Origin of the sequence: Marinococcus sp. PL1-022 (assembly GCF_033845285.1) — a bacterium.
GTDB lineage: Bacteria > Bacillota > Bacilli > Bacillales > Marinococcaceae > Marinococcus.
The window spans coordinates 2530373-2547043 of sequence record NZ_JAWXCX010000001.1; the positions used below are offsets into that span (position 1 = coordinate 2530373).

The window sequence follows — 16671 nt, forward strand, 5'->3', positions numbered from 1 at the left end:
TGTTTACCCGCAGGTAAAAATTTTAAGAAGCAGAAAGGATGACAATGACTCATGAAAGATAACAGCTACTTAAAATCTCCGGACCTGATGCCGGTGGGTCATGATAAACGAAAAATCAGCACCTTCGGCTTTGCCGTTATGTGGGTCGGGATGGCGGTCGTCCTGGCTGCCTTCGCCATTGGCGGAGAAGGCGTTTCCTCCCTTCCACTCGGCTGGGTCATCTTCGCTTCCCTGATCGGGTGTGTGGCTATCGGATTGTTTATTACAATCGTCGGGGATATTGGCATTGAACACGGGCTGTCCTTTCCTGTCTATATGAGGGCCCCCTTCGGTACGATCGGTACCCATCTGCCTTCTGTGACCAGGGGGATTGCCGCCTCCTTCTGGTTTGGTATCAACACATACTTCGGTTCTACCGCGATGAACGGCATTTTAAATATATTGACCGGCTTTGATAACTGGGCCGTCTGTTACGCTCTGTTTGCCGGCGCCCAGCTGGTCAATACGGCTATCGGCATTAAGGCCGTAGAACGATTTGCTGACTTTGCCGCTCCCGCGATCATCCTGATTTCGATATGGATGTACATTGTGCTTACCGGAGAGGCCTCCGCCCAGGGAACAAATGTATGGAACTGGGACGGCATCGAGGCCGGGGCCGGCTCTGCCGTAACTGCTTTTGTAATTGTTATTTTTGCCAACATGGGATTTTGGAGTACGCTCGCGACAGACATCCCTTCGCTGAGCCGTTTTATTAAAGCCCCGAAATATGAACGTAACTGGTTTAAAAGAAACCGCGGCACGATGGTTGGAAGCATGATCGCCCTTCCACTCGTGCAGACCTTCATGGTAGTCATCGGCGCCATCTGCTTTATTGCTCTCGGCAATTTTGATCCGGTCGTCGCTCTTCAACAGACAGCCGGCGGGCTCGTGCTCGCGGTGCTTCTGCTTATGATCGTGCTCGCCCAGTGGTCCACCAACACCAGTGCAAACGTTATTCCCGCAGCGACGATTTTTTCCAACGTCGGCGGGCCGAAAATTCCCTTCTTTGTTGGTGTGTTTATGGCAGGCATTATCGGGACTGCCGCTCAGCCGTGGCTGATTTTCAGTGTGCTTGATACCGTCCTTCTTGTAGTAGGCGGCGTCCTCTCCGCCGTCGTCGGTATTTTAGTATCAGACTACTATGTTCTGCGAAAACGCCGGGTGAACGTGCCGGACCTTTACAAGCATACCGGCCAGTATCGTTACTTTAAAGGAATCAACGCAGCCGGCCTGATTTCCTGGGCCGTCGGAGGTGCCGTCGCTATCTTCTTCATCAACTTTTCCTTTATTGCCGGGTTTGTTACCGGCGGTGTCTGCTATTACTTCCTCGCCAAATACTGGTGGTTCAAAAAGTATAAGCAGGTGGAAATTGAAGATCCAAGCGACGATAAATACCTCGGCATCACCGTTGGAAGAGACTGGGAGGTCCACGCAGACGAAGCAGAAGAAGAAGCCAGACCAGAAGTTGCCAGCATGAAATAGGAGGGGAGCTGCTCATGAAAGAACACGATCACTTTTTAATCGAAAAAGATCAGATTGACGGACTGCTGGACGACGGTTTTTCCATTGGAGGTGTAACGGAAAACCTTGAAGGCACGTTCGTCCGCTTTACAAAGGAAGCGGAAACCTTTACTCTTCATCTCGAAAGTCCGGATGCCCGCAAGTACTTTGCCTTTTTGTTAAAGCAGCGGGTCGCCAGTGCTTCATCGGAAAGTTTATCTTAGCAGGATCAAAAAGAAGGAAGCCGCGGCTTCCTTCTTTACGTTATTCAACACTTCCGTATTTGTATTCATACGCATGGATGGCCAGTTCAATCGACAGCCGCTTCGGTGCTTCCAGGATGTCCTCCCCGAGCAGCTCCTGAATTTTATCCAGCCGATGATACAGCGTCTGACGGACGACAAACAGCCGCTTCGCTGTCGCCTGCTTTGATCCGAAGCATTCCAGATATACTTTTAATGTCTGCAGCAGCCGAACATTTTTTTGAGCATCGTATGAGATCACCTCACCAAGATAATCCTGAATATAATCCTCAAGATCTCCCTGCTCCTCCATGTAATGTACTGTCCGGAGAAGATGAAGGTTTTCATAAAATGGCATCGGCAGCCGGCCGATTTTCCGCTGAATCGCCATCGTTTCCTTCGCCGTCTCAAAGCTCCGCCATATTTGAGATGTTTGTTTTAAACACTTCCCGAACGCTGCAAAATCATACAGCTGTTTTTCTTCCTGTGCCTCTGTTTTCCGCAGCTGCTCAAACGCTTTATACATCCGTTTGGAAAATGATTCCTGTTTTGATTTGGCGGTATCAAGCAGCACGTACACCGGCCCCTGCGGCAGAACGGTGGACAAAAACAATATCTGTTTTTCCTCAAAGGCCGCTCTTGCCACCATCGCTTTTTGGACGTACCAGGCTTCAAGTGCTGACGAAGAGAGTGACAGATGCGACGTTTCCATCACACATACACAGGCCTCGGAGAACTCTTCGCGGCCGTAATGGCTGATCAGATGACGGCGCAGCTTTTCCTCATGGTGATCGCCGCTCAGCCATTCGTGGATCCACATCTCATCGCGGTACCGCTTGCGCTCCTCCATATAAGCTGTACGCATTACCTCCTGGGCCACTGCTGTCGCACACCGGTCCACGGCCAGTTCTTCAAACGACGTAAGCTCCCGGCCGTTTCCGCACACAACAATATCAGCAAAATACTGATCGAGTACCATGATCGGCTTGTGTAAAACAAATTCCCTGTCCTCTGTTTTGCTCTCAAGCCAACGGCGGACGAACTGCTGCTCGCGTGCCGCTGTTACTTCCGGAACGAATTCACTTTCCCCCTGCACCGGAAGATAAAATAAATCCAGCCCGGTCTGGGCGCGAAGCTCCTGCAGAAGGGCCCTCACCCCGCGTCCATGCAAAAGCATCTGGTTAAATGTCTGGGACAATATTTCCAAGTCCCGCATCAGCGTATACTGCCTATGAATAAAAAATGCATGCAGTTCCTGCGTAATGTCTACATAACGCACCTGCTCATGAAATAAAATCAGGGGGAAATCCCAGGCCTTTGCTGTTTGGACCATCGCTTCCGGCAGCCGGTTCGTATATGTACCCAGCTCGATACAAAGTCCTGCAGCACCGCTTTCAATCAGCTGATTTAAAAAAGACAGGGAGAGCCCCTCATCGTTATGCCAGCCCACCCCAGTCGTTAAAATCAATTCCCTTCCGTTCAGCAGCTGCTCTACCTCAGCTACTTCAATGACATGTACCCAGTCAACTGTGCGTTTTAAAGCCTCTTCGCTTCCAATAAACGTAATATTCTGAAATATTGGCCGCTGCAATATTTCTTTTAACGTAATCTGTTTGGCGGCAGTCGCTTCATATACTTGCTGCACAGCGATTCCTCCTGCTAAAAGTGTATTTTTTCTTTATTATAATTGTTTTGCTGACACTACAACGGCTTAGTGTGACATTTTGTTACACTGTTTCTTCTTTCCTTCATCGCCTGCCAGTACCGATTTAACAAATTGACCATACTTCGTAAACCTTTTTTGAAATAAAGTTGACAAATAACTGATTTCTTTTTATTCTTAGAAATCAGTGAGGTGAACATTGATGCGTATACAAAAAATTATTTATACGGCTTTATTTGCAGCAATCATGGCAGCTTTAGGCATTGTTCCGCCCATCCCGCTTCCATTCAGTCCGGTCCCAATCACCCTGCAGACCCTGGGTGTTATGCTGGCGGGCTCTCTGCTCGGCGCGAGATACGGCGGTCTCAGCATACTTTTGTTTGTCGTGCTCGTGATGATAGGCCTTCCTCTGCTCGCCGGCGGACGCGGCGGAGCCGGTGTATTATTCGGCGCAGGCGGCGGCTACATTCTGAGCTGGCCGGTCGGGGCATTTATTATTGGCTGGATCGCCCATTCTTTTAAAAAACCATCGGTTCCAAAGTATCTGTTTGCTAATATTATCGGCGGAATTCTCGTCATTTATGCCGGCGGTGTTACTTATTTATCGTTTTTAATAAACATACCGTGGACCACTGCCGCTATTCAGGCACTCGCTTTTCTGCCGGGAGATATTTTTAAAGCGGTCGTTGCCGGCTTTGTAGCAGTCCGGCTGAACAAGCAGCACAAAATCAGGCTATAGCACCGAAAGGGGGATTTCCATGATCGGCCAGTCTATCGCCCGGTACGCTGCTTCCCGTCCAGCGCAGACGGCGGTCGAATACTCGGATCGTTCGATCAGCTGGCAGGAGCTGCATGAATCCATTAACCTCCGGCGGAAACAGCTGCATGCAGCTGCCGGTCCGTTTTTTCAAAAGCAGATTGCTTTAGCGCTTCAGGATCCCCTCGAGCAGCTGTATATGTTCTTTGCGGTCGTGTCTGGAGGCGGCATTGCTGTTCCGGTGGATGAAACGCTGGACAACGATTCGATAGCTTCTTTTCTTTTCTCTTCCAGGCCCGCGCTTTTTATCGCAGACACTGACGCAGCCGGACTAGCGGTGCCTTCATTGACGCTTGCAGATATTATCGGAGCTGGGGCGCAGGCGTCTGTGCCTGCGGCATTCTGCGAGGAAACCGAGTTGTTTTACGGGGCCTGCACGTCAGGCTCCTCCGGAACACCAAAGGCATGTCTGCGAAGCCACCGTTCCTGGCTGAAAAGCTTTGAGGCGGATAAGCAGCTTTTTCCATTTCAGGAGAAGGAACGCGTCCTGATCACCGGAAGGCTGTCCCACTCCCTCTTTTTATACGGGGCCGTCCGCATGCTCGAATACGGCCACACCGTTATTCTGCCCGTAAGGCACTCACCACGGGTGTTTGCCCGGATGGTGGTTAAACAGCAGGTCACCGTATTGTACGCTGTGCCTACAACGCTCCGCTGGCTTCTCCGCCACTCTTCTTCCCCCTCTCCCTCGGTCAGACTAATCATTACGGGAGGAGAAAAATGGTTCCCTGCTGATAACCAAAAAATATTCGCCCGTTTTCCCACGGCTGCGCTGTATGAATTTTATGGCAGTGCGGAAACCAGCTTTATCAGCGCCCTGAACCACCGCGCAGAACAGGTCAGCCCATCCTGCACCGGCCGCCTGTTTCCCATGGTAGAAGCCGAGAGCTCACCAGATACCGGGGAATTAGTCGTAACAAGTCCATTTTTATTCAGCGGCTATGCTGAAGACGAGTCTTTATCCTACCCGCGGTCGGTTGCCACCGGAGATATTGGCTTTGTCGATGAGGAAGGCTTCCTTTATATTACCGGCCGCCGGAGCGGAAAAATTGTCAGCCGCGGACGCAATATTTATTCCGAAGAAATTGAACAGGTGCTCATGAGCCATCCCAATGTTGAACAGGCAGTTGTATTTGGCGTGCCTGATGCTTTCGAGGGGGAAAAGATTGCTGCGCTTTATACTGGAAACGTTATTGCACACGACTTGCATGTACATTGCCGCCAATGGCTGCCCGCTTATAAACTACCTGTATGCCTGCAGATAGACCTTCTGCCGGTTCTTGGCAACGGAAAAATCAACCGGCTGCGCGTACAGAAGTATTACGAAGCCTTATCAAAGGAGAACGGTAATGATGACTGAGCCTGTCTATATCATTGATGCCAAAAGAAGTCCTGTCCACCATGTGAACGGGACATTTTCAAAGCTGGAGCCGGAACAGCTGACGGCGCCGCTGTACAAGCACTTTCAGCGCCATCACGGGATAAACGACCGGGTACCGGCTGACGAAGTATTTATGGGAAATGCAGTTGGCCCGGGCGGTAACCTCGCCCGCCTCAGCCTGCTTGAAGCCGGATATGATACATCTGTGCCCGGTGTAACGGTGGACCGCCAGTGCGGCTCCGGACTTGAAGCTGTGCATCAGGGGTTCCGGCACCTGCAGGCCGGCGCGGCGGAGACCGTTCTTGCCGGCGGGGTTGAAAGCATAAGCCGGACCCCGCAACGCTCCTTTTTCGCCTCGGAAGCCTACCCGGTTTCCTCCACGCAGGAAAGAGCCCGCTTTTCTCCAAGGTTTATCGGAGATCCTGATATGGGAGAAGCTGCGGAAACGGTGGCGAAAGCCTACAGCATATCCCGGGCAGATCAGGACGCCTTTGCCGAACGCAGCTACAGGCTTTCGTGGGAGGAAGCAGCAAAACCGGATATTTCCCGGGAAATTGTTCCGGTGAGCACCATCCAGGCAGACGCTGAGCTTCGTTCTCCAGATAAAATGAACAAAATCATCCGCCGGGCACCCTCTGTTTTCCAGGAGCATGGGACTGTCACCGCCGCCAACTCCTCCCGGATCAGCGATGGAGCGGCACTCACACTGATGGCCAGTCAATCCTCCTGCCGGCAGCACGGGTTCGTGCCTGTTCTTGAAATCGTCGATGCCGTATCCGTTGGCGTTGATCCGACGATGCCAGGGGTTGGCCCGGTGCCTGCTGTACGCCGGCTGCTTGCACGGAACCGCTTGTCTGTACAGGACATTTTCGTGTGGGAATGCAATGAAGCATTCGCCTCTCAGGTGCTTGCTTCGGCCTATCAGCTCGGCATTCCGCCGGAGCGGCTGAATACAGCCGGCGGCGCCATCGCCCAGGGGCATCCGTACGGTGCTTCGGGAGCAATTCTTTTAGCAAGGCTGATGCGGCTGATGCAAAACGGTGACCTGCCACTCGGCGTAGCCACGATCGAAATCGGGGGCGGGCTCGGGCTCGCCAGCCTGTACCGGCTCCTGTAATAGAAACAGCCTGCGCTCATCAAAGGATGAATGCAGGCTATTCTTTACTGCAGCACGGATCGCAGCAGCGTATAAAGATTATTTTTAGCTTCAAAGCCGATGCCGGGAACCTCCGGCAGCTGCACATAGCCGTTTTTCACCGGATAGTCATCGGCAAATCCGCCGAATGGCTCAAAGACACCCGGATAGGATTCATTGCCGCCAAGACCGAGTCCGGCTGCAATATTGAGTGACATCTGATGCCCGCCGTGCGGAATGCACCTTCTTGACGACCATCCGTTTGCTTCCAGCATATCAAGCGTACGCATATATTCCACCAGACCGTAGCTGAGGGCACAGTCAAACTGCAGGTAATCCCGGTCCGGCCGCATACCGCCATAGCTGATTAAATTCCGTGCATCCTGCATGGAAAACAGGTTTTCGCCAGTGGCCATCGGATGGGAATAGTAGCGGCTCAATGTATTTTGCAGCGCGTAATCAAGCGGGTCACCCGCTTCCTCGTACCAAAACAGCCCGTATGGTTCGAGCGCTTTCGCATAGGCAATCGCTTCATCCAGATCAAAGCGCCCGTTTGCATCCACTGCAAGCTTTCCAGGATCGCCGGTCACCTCAATGACTGCTTCAATGCGCTGAATGTCCTCCTCAATCGATGATCCTCCTATTTTCATCTTCACCACCGAATAGCCGGAGTCCAAATACGTGCGCATCTCCTGCTGAAGGGCATCGAGTCCTTTCCCGGGCTGGTAATAACCCCCGGCAGCATATACAAACACACTGCTGTCTGCACTCCCCTCTCTATACCTCTCGGCAAGCAGCTGATACAGCGGCTTTTCCTCAATTTTTGCCACCGCGTCCCATATCGCCATATCAATGACCCCGACAGCCACAGAGCGTTCCCCGTGACCGCCGGGTTTTTCACCGGTCATCAATATGCTCCAAATTTTAAAGGGATCCAGATTGGCGCCGTCATCACTTGTAATCTCCTGTTTAGATGCTTCAAGCAGACGCGGGATAAACCGCTCGCGCAAAAGCCCGCTCGGTGCATACCGGCCGTTGGAATTAAACCCATAGCCTACAACCGGTTTGCCGTTTTTTATGACATCGGTTTTGACCGCGACGACAGAGACATTCATTTTACTGAAATCAATAAACGCGTTACGGATGTCCGATTTGATCGGCACCGCCTGCTCTTCTACCTGTACAATTTTCACCACGGATCCTCCTTAGTTGTTACGGAACGAGTCGGGTACGGTAGTCAAATCGATGCCCCAAAGCGCCGGCAGAACCAGGTAGACTAATGCCGTAATTAGTATTATCGCAAATATATTCAGGAAGAAACCGTTTTTCACCATGTCGATGATCCGTATTTTCCCACTCCCGAAAATAATGGCGTTTGGCGGTGTACCAACCGGCAGCATAAACGCACAGTTTGCAGCCATGGCACATGGCACCATCAGTGCGAACGGGTGAACCTGAATCGCAAGTGCCAAAGAGGCCACCAGCGGAATAATCATGGTGCCTGTCGCTGTGTTGGACGTAATTTCCGTTAAGAACAATACGAGCGCAGCAGACACAAGAATCACAAGAATGATATTTACGCCTTCAAGTATAGTTAAGCTGTTACCGATCCATTCGGCAAGGTCGGTGTTACTAAAGCCGGCTGCAATCGCGAGACCGCCCCCGAACAACAGCAGAATGCCCCACGGAATTTCTCGGGAATCTTTCCAGACGAGTACCCGCGGGTCCTCCTGTTCTTTTGTGGCAGGTACCAAAAACAACAGCACGGTGGCGATCATGGCAATTCCTCCGTCACTGAGACCAGTAATCCCAACCACATTTTCCCAGAAGAAGGAACGTGTAATCCACATCACAGCGGCAAATACGAATACGGCCATTACAATTTTTTCTTCGTATTTCATCGCACCGAGCTTTGTTCTCTCGGACTGAATCATGTCCCGGCCGCCCGGTATAGTGGAAAAGCCGACATTATATACAAAACGGGTCAGATAGAACCATACAATCAGTAAGAAGACAGCTACAATCGGCGCACCGAACATAATCCACTGGGCAAAGGAAATCTGCTGTCCGAACAGCTCCTCCGACTGCGCGGCCAGAATACTGAGTGGCGGCGTTCCGATCAGTGTACCGAGCCCGCCGACCGTTCCGGCGTAACCAACACCGAAAATAAGCGCCTTTTCAAATTTTTTCACTTCTTTTTCGGAATCCTTTTCTTCCTTGAGGGCTTCCGATACCTGATACGTAATCGCAAGCGCAATTGGTAGCATCATCATGGTTGACGCTGTATTGGAGACCCACATGGATAAAAAGCCTGTGGCAACCATAAAGCCGAGGATAATCCGGTTCGTGCTTGTCCCGATAACCGCGATAATAAACAGCGCGATCCTCTTATGTAGGTTCCATTTTTCCATCGCATAGGCAATAAAGAAACCACCTAAGAACAAGAAGATAATATCGTTACCGTAGGAAGAAACGACCGTGTCGCCGTCCAGTGCCCCGGTAATAGGCAGAAGGACAATCGGCAAAAGCGAGGTCGCCGGAATTGGGATAGCTTCTGTAATCCACCAGGTGGCGATCCAAAGCGTGGTGGCAAGGACTGCTTTTCCTTCATAGCTGAGCCCCGAAGGATCCAAAAATAGCATGGTAATGAGAAATAATAATGGCCCTAAAATAAGTCCTACGAGCTGGGGACGTTTGTAGGCTGGGTCCTGCCCGCCACTGTCTCCTCCATTGTTTCCTCCCCCGTTGTCTCCGCCACGATTGGTCTTGCGTCCTGCAGTAGAAGGATCCTGGATCTCTTCTTCCGTATGACGCGTTGGTGACCGGTCCGTCTGGAACACATTCAGTAGTTTTTTGGTCTGCCTGTGGGAATTCCACAATGATTTCCAGCCGGAAGCAACCGTATTCTTCATCCTTCTCACCTCTTTTTTCAGATTATTGAAAGCGCTTGCTGATTAATATAATAGAGTTTTGATTCCTTGTATACATTTTGTAAGTGAGCACATACTTTTGTAAACAAAATAACCAAAACTTTCAGCCTTTTTCCTTACTTTTCCATCCAGTCTTTAAGTATTTCCACCTGCTCCGGAGGCATCGTGTACTGCTGCAGCGGCCTGCCGCTTCCCGCATAGTTCATCGTTATTTTAAGCACCCCTTCTCCCTCCAGAAAAGCGAGGTACTTCCGTACGGACACTCTCGATATGCCCGTGCTTTCTGCGAGCCCCTGCGTCGTAAAGGTACTTCCCGCATGCTGCAGAATTTCTTCGCCGACAATCCGGAAGGTTTCTGTCGTAAGACCCTTGGGCAGCTCGTGCTCCTCCTGTGTGCCCTTGTTGGCTAAAAACAGCTGATCCACATCCTCCTGACCCCATTCCTTTTTCGTCCCGGACGCCTTCTGCCATTCTTTGACATTGATTAACGCTTCCCGGAAACGCTCAAAATGAAACGGTTTAATCAGGTAATCTGTACAGCCAAGCCGTTTGGCCCGCTGCAGAGACGAGGTGTCGTTCGCCGACGTAATCGCAATCACGTCCACCGGGATCTGTTCTCTTCGCAGCTCCTCTAAAAGATCAAGGCCGTTTTCTTTATTTAAATATACGTCCAAAAGCACAATATCGACCGCTTCTGCATGAAGCATTTCTTTTGCCCTCGTCAGGTTTTCCGCATGCCCCGCTACGTCAAACCCGGGAACACGTTCGACATACATGCGGTTAAATTTAGCTACCATTGGGTCATCTTCGACCATTAATACTCTCATTTCAGTTCTCCTTCTTTATTGGTATCTGCACGTCAAAGGCCGTTCCTTCCCCTGGCTGGGAATCGATGAACACGTCTGCCTGCAGCGTCTCAAGCGATCGCTTCGTATTGTACATGCCAAAGCCCCGGCCCTCGCCCTTCGTCGAGTACCCCCGTTCAAACAGTTCTGCTTGGGTCTTCTCATCCATCCCCCGCCCATTATCTTCGATTTGAAAGCCGAGATAGCTATTTTCTACGTAAATATGCATAAACAAATGAGGGGACGGCGTTTGCTTCATCGCGTCACGGGCATTGTCGATCAGATTGCCGATAATTGTGATCATATGGTCGGTCCATTCAGGATCAGCCATCGCCGGCCACATCCCGCTTCCCGAGAGCTCCACTTCAATACCGTTTTCCTGCAGGTTGGATATTTTATTCATTAAATAGCCGGCAAGCACCGGATCCTTCACATAAGCGGTCACCCATCCGACCTCCTGGCGGTAGTTGCTTGAAATGCTCATCACATAGTCATCGAGCTCTTCATATGATTCTGTCTGAATCATGGCCGAAATGACGTGAAGCTTGTTCATAAACTCGTGGGACTGGGCCCTGAGCGTTTCCGCGTAGGTTCTGGCGCCGGACAGCTGCTCGACGAGCCGCGTCAGCTCATCTTTTTTGCGAAAGGTTGCCACAGCACCGAGCAGGGTTGTGTTTGAAACGACCGGCATGCAGCTCACGATAATTTCTACGTCGTTCAGCTGCTGGATCTGGTCGAGTTCCTGCTCTTTTGTCTGCAGCACTCTTTTCAGAAGGGAATCAGCAAAGAAATGAGATATATCCTTTCCCATCGGATCTTCTTCGGCGCCGGCTTCCGCGAACAGCTCCCTGGTCGCATCGTTGGCCAGAATTACTGTGCCGCTGCTGTTGACGGCAAGCACGCCTTCCCGTACAGAGGACATAATTGCCTCCCGCTGTTCAAGCACCTGCGATATTTCAAGCGGCTCGAGGCCGTGCATCGTTTTTTTGATCCGGCGGGCCAGCCAGAAGGCGCCAATTACGCCGGCGGCCAGACCGATACCACTGCCGAGCACCAGAGTTTTCTGGTCTGCCCAGATATCCTCCTGAATGCTGTCGGTCAGAATGCCCACGGAGGTGACGCCGATCTGCTCCCCTCCGGCCATCACCGGTACAAACGCCCGCATGGAAACACCGAGCGTTCCTTCAGCCGTGGATACATACGTACGGCCGTTCAAGGCCTCTGTCTCGTCTCCCCCGGCGAATCTCTTTCCGATCCGGTCCTCGCGCGGATGCGTATACCTCACGCTGTTCATATCCATAACGACAATGTATTCCATATTCGTTGCTTCCTGTACTTCTTTTGTATATTCCTGCAGGCTGCCTCCCTGGCCGCCTGCCTGCAGCGCTTGTGCTGCTTCCGGTGAACGGCTGACAGCCTGGGCAATATTCAGTGCTTTTTCTGCCTGCTGATCCCGGACATCGTCAGCTGTATCCACGGCAACGATAATGCCGGTAATGCAAAGCGCAATCAGCATCACTGCAGAAATTAACAAGGTAATCCATGTTACGAGCTTTAACGGTTTAGTTCGCTTTTTCCCCACCATATCCCCCATCACTGCTGCAAATACTTATGTTTAGTAACATGTTTATTATGCAGGGAGCTGTCCGTTTTTTCAAACGAAGGTGACAGGGGCTCTGGCGTTTATTTTGGCTGGCAGGTCGGGCAGTAGTAGCATCGTCTTGAACCGGCAGTGAAGCGGATAATTTCCGTGCCGTCCACCCGGCAGGGCTCGCCGCCGCGGTTAAACACCCAGTGCCGGTACTCGCTGTAAGTTTTCCCCTCTGCCCTTGCACGCTCGACGACTGACTCATCCGTTGTTATTCCTTTTTGTTTATAGGAACGCTCCATCAATACAAGCAGTACTTCAGCCATCTGCCGGACCTGTCCGTTATCCAGATCAGCGGGCCGTTGATCCGGATAAACGCCGGCAGCAAACAGTATTTCGCTGCGAAGGTAATTACCGATGCCCCCAATAAAATGCTGATCAAGCAAAAGTGATGTCAGGCGCCGGTTCCGGAACTTTTTATCCAGGGCGCGCTCCACAATCATATCCACTGTTACTTTCTCGCTGAGCGGATCCGGACCAACCTTGGAGACAAATGGGTGGTCCCAGATTTCTTCAGTCGGCATAATCTCCACATCCGAGGCGTTGTACAGCAGGGCGGATTTCTTTTCATTATGCAGGGCCAGACGGAGCTTGCGGTTTGTCTTCGGGTACGTGTAGCTGTTTTTAACATACCATCTTCCGTAAAGCTGATTATGGGAATAGATGGTATAGCCGCTATTCAAATGAATGAGCATCGCCTTGCCTTTTGTAGCCACCTCATTGACCTCTGAGCCCGAAAGCAGATTTTCGTAAGTCTTTAATCGCTCAAATGCCGTGTATATCTCGCTGATCGGCCCTTTTTGCAGGGCTTTTTCCACTTTATCGGCTTCCCGCCGTATTTCTGGTCCTTCAGGCATGTCGCTGTTCGCTCCTTATTCCTTGTTATCTTTCCGACCCATGCGTGACATCGTCTGTCCCCGCGAGACCGTTTGAACCTCCAGTTCGTCTTCGCCGGCCTGCTCCGGCTTCTTTCCATTTGTATGCAAAGCTGCAATCTGACGCAGACCAGCCTGGATCATCGTCAAAATCAAATACCAGGCCACAGCGATCAAAATCAGCTGCACGAAACGGCTGTCAGGAAACAATGCAATCGGCATATCCCATACTGCATGAAGCAGCACTGGAATAATAAAGATTTTCAAAAACTGCCGGTCCGTCAAATGCTTTTTCCGCAGCGGCCCGCCGCGCTTTACGAGCAGTAAAGCAGCACCTATGATGGCGCCCCATACAACGTGCCCGCCAATCGACAGCCAGCCGCGTTCGAAAATAACGTCGATCATTACGCCGGTTCCATACTGCAGACCGAAATTAAGCGCATAGCCGGCGGACTCAAAGGCAGCGAAGCCTGCGCCGACAGCAGCACCGATCAAGAGCCCGTTCAGAATATACTTCACCTGCGTTTTCTTTATTAAGTACGCAATAATAATCAGCTTTCCCACTTCTTCGACAACACCAATAACGATAGCGCTGAAGAACCCGATTTCACCGATGGGGATAAAGGAATACAAAATCAGCGTGACAAAAATTGATGCCACCCCGCCGACGAAAAACATCTGCAGCACGCGAAGCATACTGATATTTCTCGGGGCATTCAGTTCATAAAAAAACACCACAAGTGCAAACGGCGCAGCAAATGAACCGATGGCGATCATGCCGGGGATTGTCAGCACATTGCCGAAAAACAGCGTGCACCCGTATAAAATTAAATATGTTATCACAAGCACCAGAAGCACGCGCGAAAACAGCCATGGCTTGGGCCATGAAAGCGGAATCTCCTGCTCGTTTGGCGTAGTAAGAGATGTGCCGGAAATAAACACCAGCTCTGCTTCATCCCTCGTGTGACGCTTGAACACGTCAGAAAACAGATTTTTTAAATGAAAATCTGCTGACCCTTCCTCACCGACATATTGGTTAATCCGGGTCGAAGCACGGATAAAGGCACTTCTCGCCTGATCACCCGGATGCTCCTCTTCTATAAGCGCTTCGGCAAGGACGGTGCGGCTGAGCGAGAGCCAGCGCCCCCCGGTGGCTTCCGACCACACCAGTGTTTTAGCACCAATTTGCTTTTCATCGATTAACGCCCGCATCTGTGCACTCGACAGCGGACCATGCTCTTTTTCGTTCTGTCTGTAGTACCAGTAATCCATAGACTCTACCCCCCTGCTTCTCCAACTACTTTCATTTTACCCGAATGGCCGGAATCATAAGCCACCGCCTTCTCATAATACAAAAACCAGCCTGTTTTTTCCCAGGACTGGTTTCTCTTTAATTCACTTTAACAGACAGCGACTCCGGCAGCGCGTACCGGTACATATACACCGGATCCCCGTAACGATCCAGGATGTCCAGAAGCTCTGCCGGGGTCTCCGCGTATATCGCCGGGTAATTCCACTCGTCCTTTGCCTCCTCCACGTTAAAGGCCAGCTGCTCTTTATCGGTAAAAAATTGAGCATCAATGCCGGGCTTATTGCCCCTTGCGTCCAGCCGCACCCATCTGTCTTCCCCATTAAGATAGACGGCATTTAATGCGTGGATACAATAGCCGCCTGCCGGTTCCACGAAGAGCGTTAACCGCTGGTAGCAGAAGCCGCAGGGTATCCCTTCCGAGCGGAGAAGTGCCGCCAGAAGGTGCGATTTGGCCCAGCAGATCCCCTCGCGGTATTTCAGCACCTCAGAGGCTCTCCGGGTGACCGTCTCTCCCTGAATATCCCACGAGTGACTGACTTCATCACGCACAAATATATAGGCGGATTCTATTTTTTCTTTCTCATTCATTTCTGGAAAAAACAATTCCGTCGCTTTCTGCTGAATGCTCTCCGCTTCATAATTAACATCATAGGTTGCCTGTAAATATTTTTTCATACACTACTCCTCTCTATATTGTATAATTATACTAAAAAAAGCATTTAAATACAAAAAGAACAGGCGAGTGCCTGTTCTTTTTACACGTATTACGACTCCTTTATCCATTGAGGGACCGGTTTTTCTCCTCCCGTTCCTTCCTCGCTGAAGCTCTGATTCATCCCTTCCTGCACGTAAGGTTCGTGCTTTGCAATCCAGAATTTCATTAATACAGCATAAAGCAAAAGCGCTGGCACTCCGCCGATAAACCAGGACCCATCGATATTAATAAAGGAAACGGCAGTACCCACGGCAATGGAAATAATAGCGGCCGGATTCCATCCTTTAAAAGCCTGAAACAGCTTATTCTGTTCATACAGCGCTGCCACGTTGTAGTTGCGTTTATGCACAAAGAAGAAGTCTGCAATCATCACGCCGAAAACCGGCCCTAAAAAGGCGGAGACAATCGCAATAAAGGTGGTGAAATAAGCAGCGTTCATCAGCCACCACGGGCATGTGAACGTAGCGAGTATGCCGATAATAATACATGACTTTGCCCACGAAATTTTGAACAGGTCCATCGCCACGAGCGCCGGGGGCATGATATTGGCCATTAAGTTCGTGGTCACCTGGGCAATCGCGATAAAAACCAAAACAATAATGCTTGCGACAGTGGAAGGAATATACCCGGAAATCACATCAATCGGATTCCAGATGCCAACCGCGGCCGCCCCGAGCATCCCGATAAAGGGAAGCAGAATGCTTGGCGGCACCATGCCGATAAGATGGGCATTAATATAGGTGGAGGTCCTTGTCTTTTTCGGTAAGTACCTTGTGTAGTCCGAGACGTTGATCAAAAGAGCCGCAAACTGTCCCACCAGGACGGTCATTGCCAGCCAGAGCGGAATCCCCCAGGAGCCGTCCACGTTTGCGGCTGCCTGCACTTCAAATCCAAACGTCGTTAAAAACAGGAAAATTAAGTAGATGATACCGCCCATTATAATTACAGAGCCGACAATTTCGACCCATTTGATAGATTCAATGCCTTTAGCTGAAAGAAAAATCTGCAGGGCCTGAAAGCCGAAAAACCATACCCATACGTTTTCAAAGCCTATAAAGCCCGAGGCAATCTGATTCAACGCCTGCGCCCCGAGCCACGTCTGGATCCCGAACCAGAACAAAGCCGGAATGCTGCGTAAAAGGGCAGGAATTCTTGACCCGATCGGGCCGAAGGACGAACGAAGCTGGACCACCATCGGAATTCCGTGCTTCCATCCTACATATCCATTTAATGAAAACAACAGAGCAGCCATAATATTTGCGAGAAGCAGGGCCGCGCCCGCCTGGTAAAGATTCAGATCGCCAAACGGCGGAATCAGGCTTGAACCAAGCATAAAGGTACCGATCATGATCGTATCGCCCCACCACATCGCCACGTAAGCTTTCGGGCCGAGGATTCTTTCTTTTTCATTAGTGATTGGTCTTAGATCCTGCCGTGCCTGCATGATATTTCCCTCCTAAATAAAAAAACGAACAATTCACGATTACATAATTAATTCATTCGTTTTATGATTAATTTTATTTTATCGGAGAAGCACGCACCGGATCATTGTTTATCATCACACAAATT

Annotated in this window: 14 protein-coding genes; 5 read left to right on the forward strand and 9 right to left on the reverse strand. The window is 50.7% G+C overall.

The genetic code is table 11. The annotated features are described in order from the left end of the window. Positions 1–51: 51 nt before the first annotated feature. Both SIC45_RS13035 and SIC45_RS13040 read left to right on the forward strand, forming a co-directional pair. On the forward strand, positions 52–1521 hold the full coding sequence (locus SIC45_RS13035; RefSeq protein WP_319632462.1) for an NCS1 family transporter: 1470 nt from the start codon (positions 52–54) through the stop codon (positions 1519–1521). A 14-nt stretch (positions 1522–1535) separates the two neighbouring features. Further along, positions 1536–1763 (forward strand): hypothetical protein, encoded by a 228-nt coding sequence (locus tag SIC45_RS13040; RefSeq protein WP_319632463.1) that lies wholly within the window; start codon positions 1536–1538, stop codon positions 1761–1763. A 40-nt stretch (positions 1764–1803) separates the two neighbouring features. Here SIC45_RS13040 and SIC45_RS13045 read toward each other — a convergent pair whose 3' ends face one another. After that, on the reverse strand, positions 1804–3426 hold the full coding sequence (locus SIC45_RS13045; protein ID WP_319632464.1) for a PucR family transcriptional regulator: 1623 nt from the start codon (positions 3424–3426) through the stop codon (positions 1804–1806). 220 nt (positions 3427–3646) lie between these two features. Between SIC45_RS13045 and SIC45_RS13050 the strand changes: the two genes are divergently transcribed. From SIC45_RS13050 to SIC45_RS13060, 3 genes are read left to right on the forward strand one after another with little or no spacing between them, the layout of a single operon-like run. Next, positions 3647–4183, forward strand: a complete 537-nt coding sequence (locus SIC45_RS13050; protein ID WP_298787335.1) for a biotin transporter BioY — start codon at positions 3647–3649, stop codon at positions 4181–4183. 19 nt (positions 4184–4202) lie between these two features. Next, positions 4203–5621, forward strand: coding sequence for an AMP-binding protein (locus SIC45_RS13055; protein ID WP_319632465.1), 1419 nt, complete (start codon positions 4203–4205; stop codon positions 5619–5621). Continuing rightward, positions 5611–6759: an acetyl-CoA C-acyltransferase gene (locus SIC45_RS13060; RefSeq protein WP_319632466.1), complete on the forward strand. Its 1149-nt coding sequence runs from the start codon at positions 5611–5613 to the stop codon at positions 6757–6759. Before SIC45_RS13055 ends, SIC45_RS13060 begins: the two co-directional genes overlap by 11 nt. Before the next feature lie 44 nt (positions 6760–6803). Here the strand turns inward: SIC45_RS13060 and SIC45_RS13065 are convergent, their stop codons facing one another. The 8 genes from SIC45_RS13065 to SIC45_RS13100 form a co-directional block, all read right to left on the reverse strand. Further along, positions 6804–7970, reverse strand: a complete 1167-nt coding sequence (locus tag SIC45_RS13065; protein ID WP_319632467.1) for a mandelate racemase/muconate lactonizing enzyme family protein — start codon at positions 7968–7970, stop codon at positions 6804–6806. 12 nt (positions 7971–7982) lie between these two features. After that, a complete protein-coding gene (locus SIC45_RS13070) occupies positions 7983–9689 on the reverse strand; it encodes an SLC13 family permease (RefSeq protein ID WP_319632468.1) in 1707 nt (568 codons plus the stop codon). Positions 9690–9823: 134 nt separating this feature from the next. Further along, complete coding sequence (locus tag SIC45_RS13075) at positions 9824–10534, reverse strand: response regulator (protein WP_319632469.1); 711 nt, start codon at positions 10532–10534, stop codon at positions 9824–9826. Position 10535: 1 nt separating this feature from the next. Further along, positions 10536–12137 (reverse strand): DcuS/MalK family sensor histidine kinase, encoded by a 1602-nt coding sequence (gene dcuS / locus SIC45_RS13080; RefSeq protein WP_319632470.1) that lies wholly within the window; start codon positions 12135–12137, stop codon positions 10536–10538. 98 nt (positions 12138–12235) lie between these two features. Beyond that, on the reverse strand, positions 12236–13057 hold the full coding sequence (gene nei / locus SIC45_RS13085; protein ID WP_319632471.1) for an endonuclease VIII: 822 nt from the start codon (positions 13055–13057) through the stop codon (positions 12236–12238). A 15-nt stretch (positions 13058–13072) separates the two neighbouring features. Next, a complete protein-coding gene (locus SIC45_RS13090; RefSeq protein ID WP_319632472.1) occupies positions 13073–14347 on the reverse strand; it encodes a PrsW family glutamic-type intramembrane protease in 1275 nt (424 codons plus the stop codon). 118 nt (positions 14348–14465) lie between these two features. Then, positions 14466–15062: a transglutaminase family protein gene (locus SIC45_RS13095; RefSeq protein WP_319632473.1), complete on the reverse strand. Its 597-nt coding sequence runs from the start codon at positions 15060–15062 to the stop codon at positions 14466–14468. Between the two features lie 89 nt (positions 15063–15151). Beyond that, positions 15152–16546, reverse strand: coding sequence for an NCS1 family transporter (locus tag SIC45_RS13100; RefSeq protein WP_319632474.1), 1395 nt, complete (start codon positions 16544–16546; stop codon positions 15152–15154). Between the last annotated feature and the right edge of the window lie 125 nt (positions 16547–16671).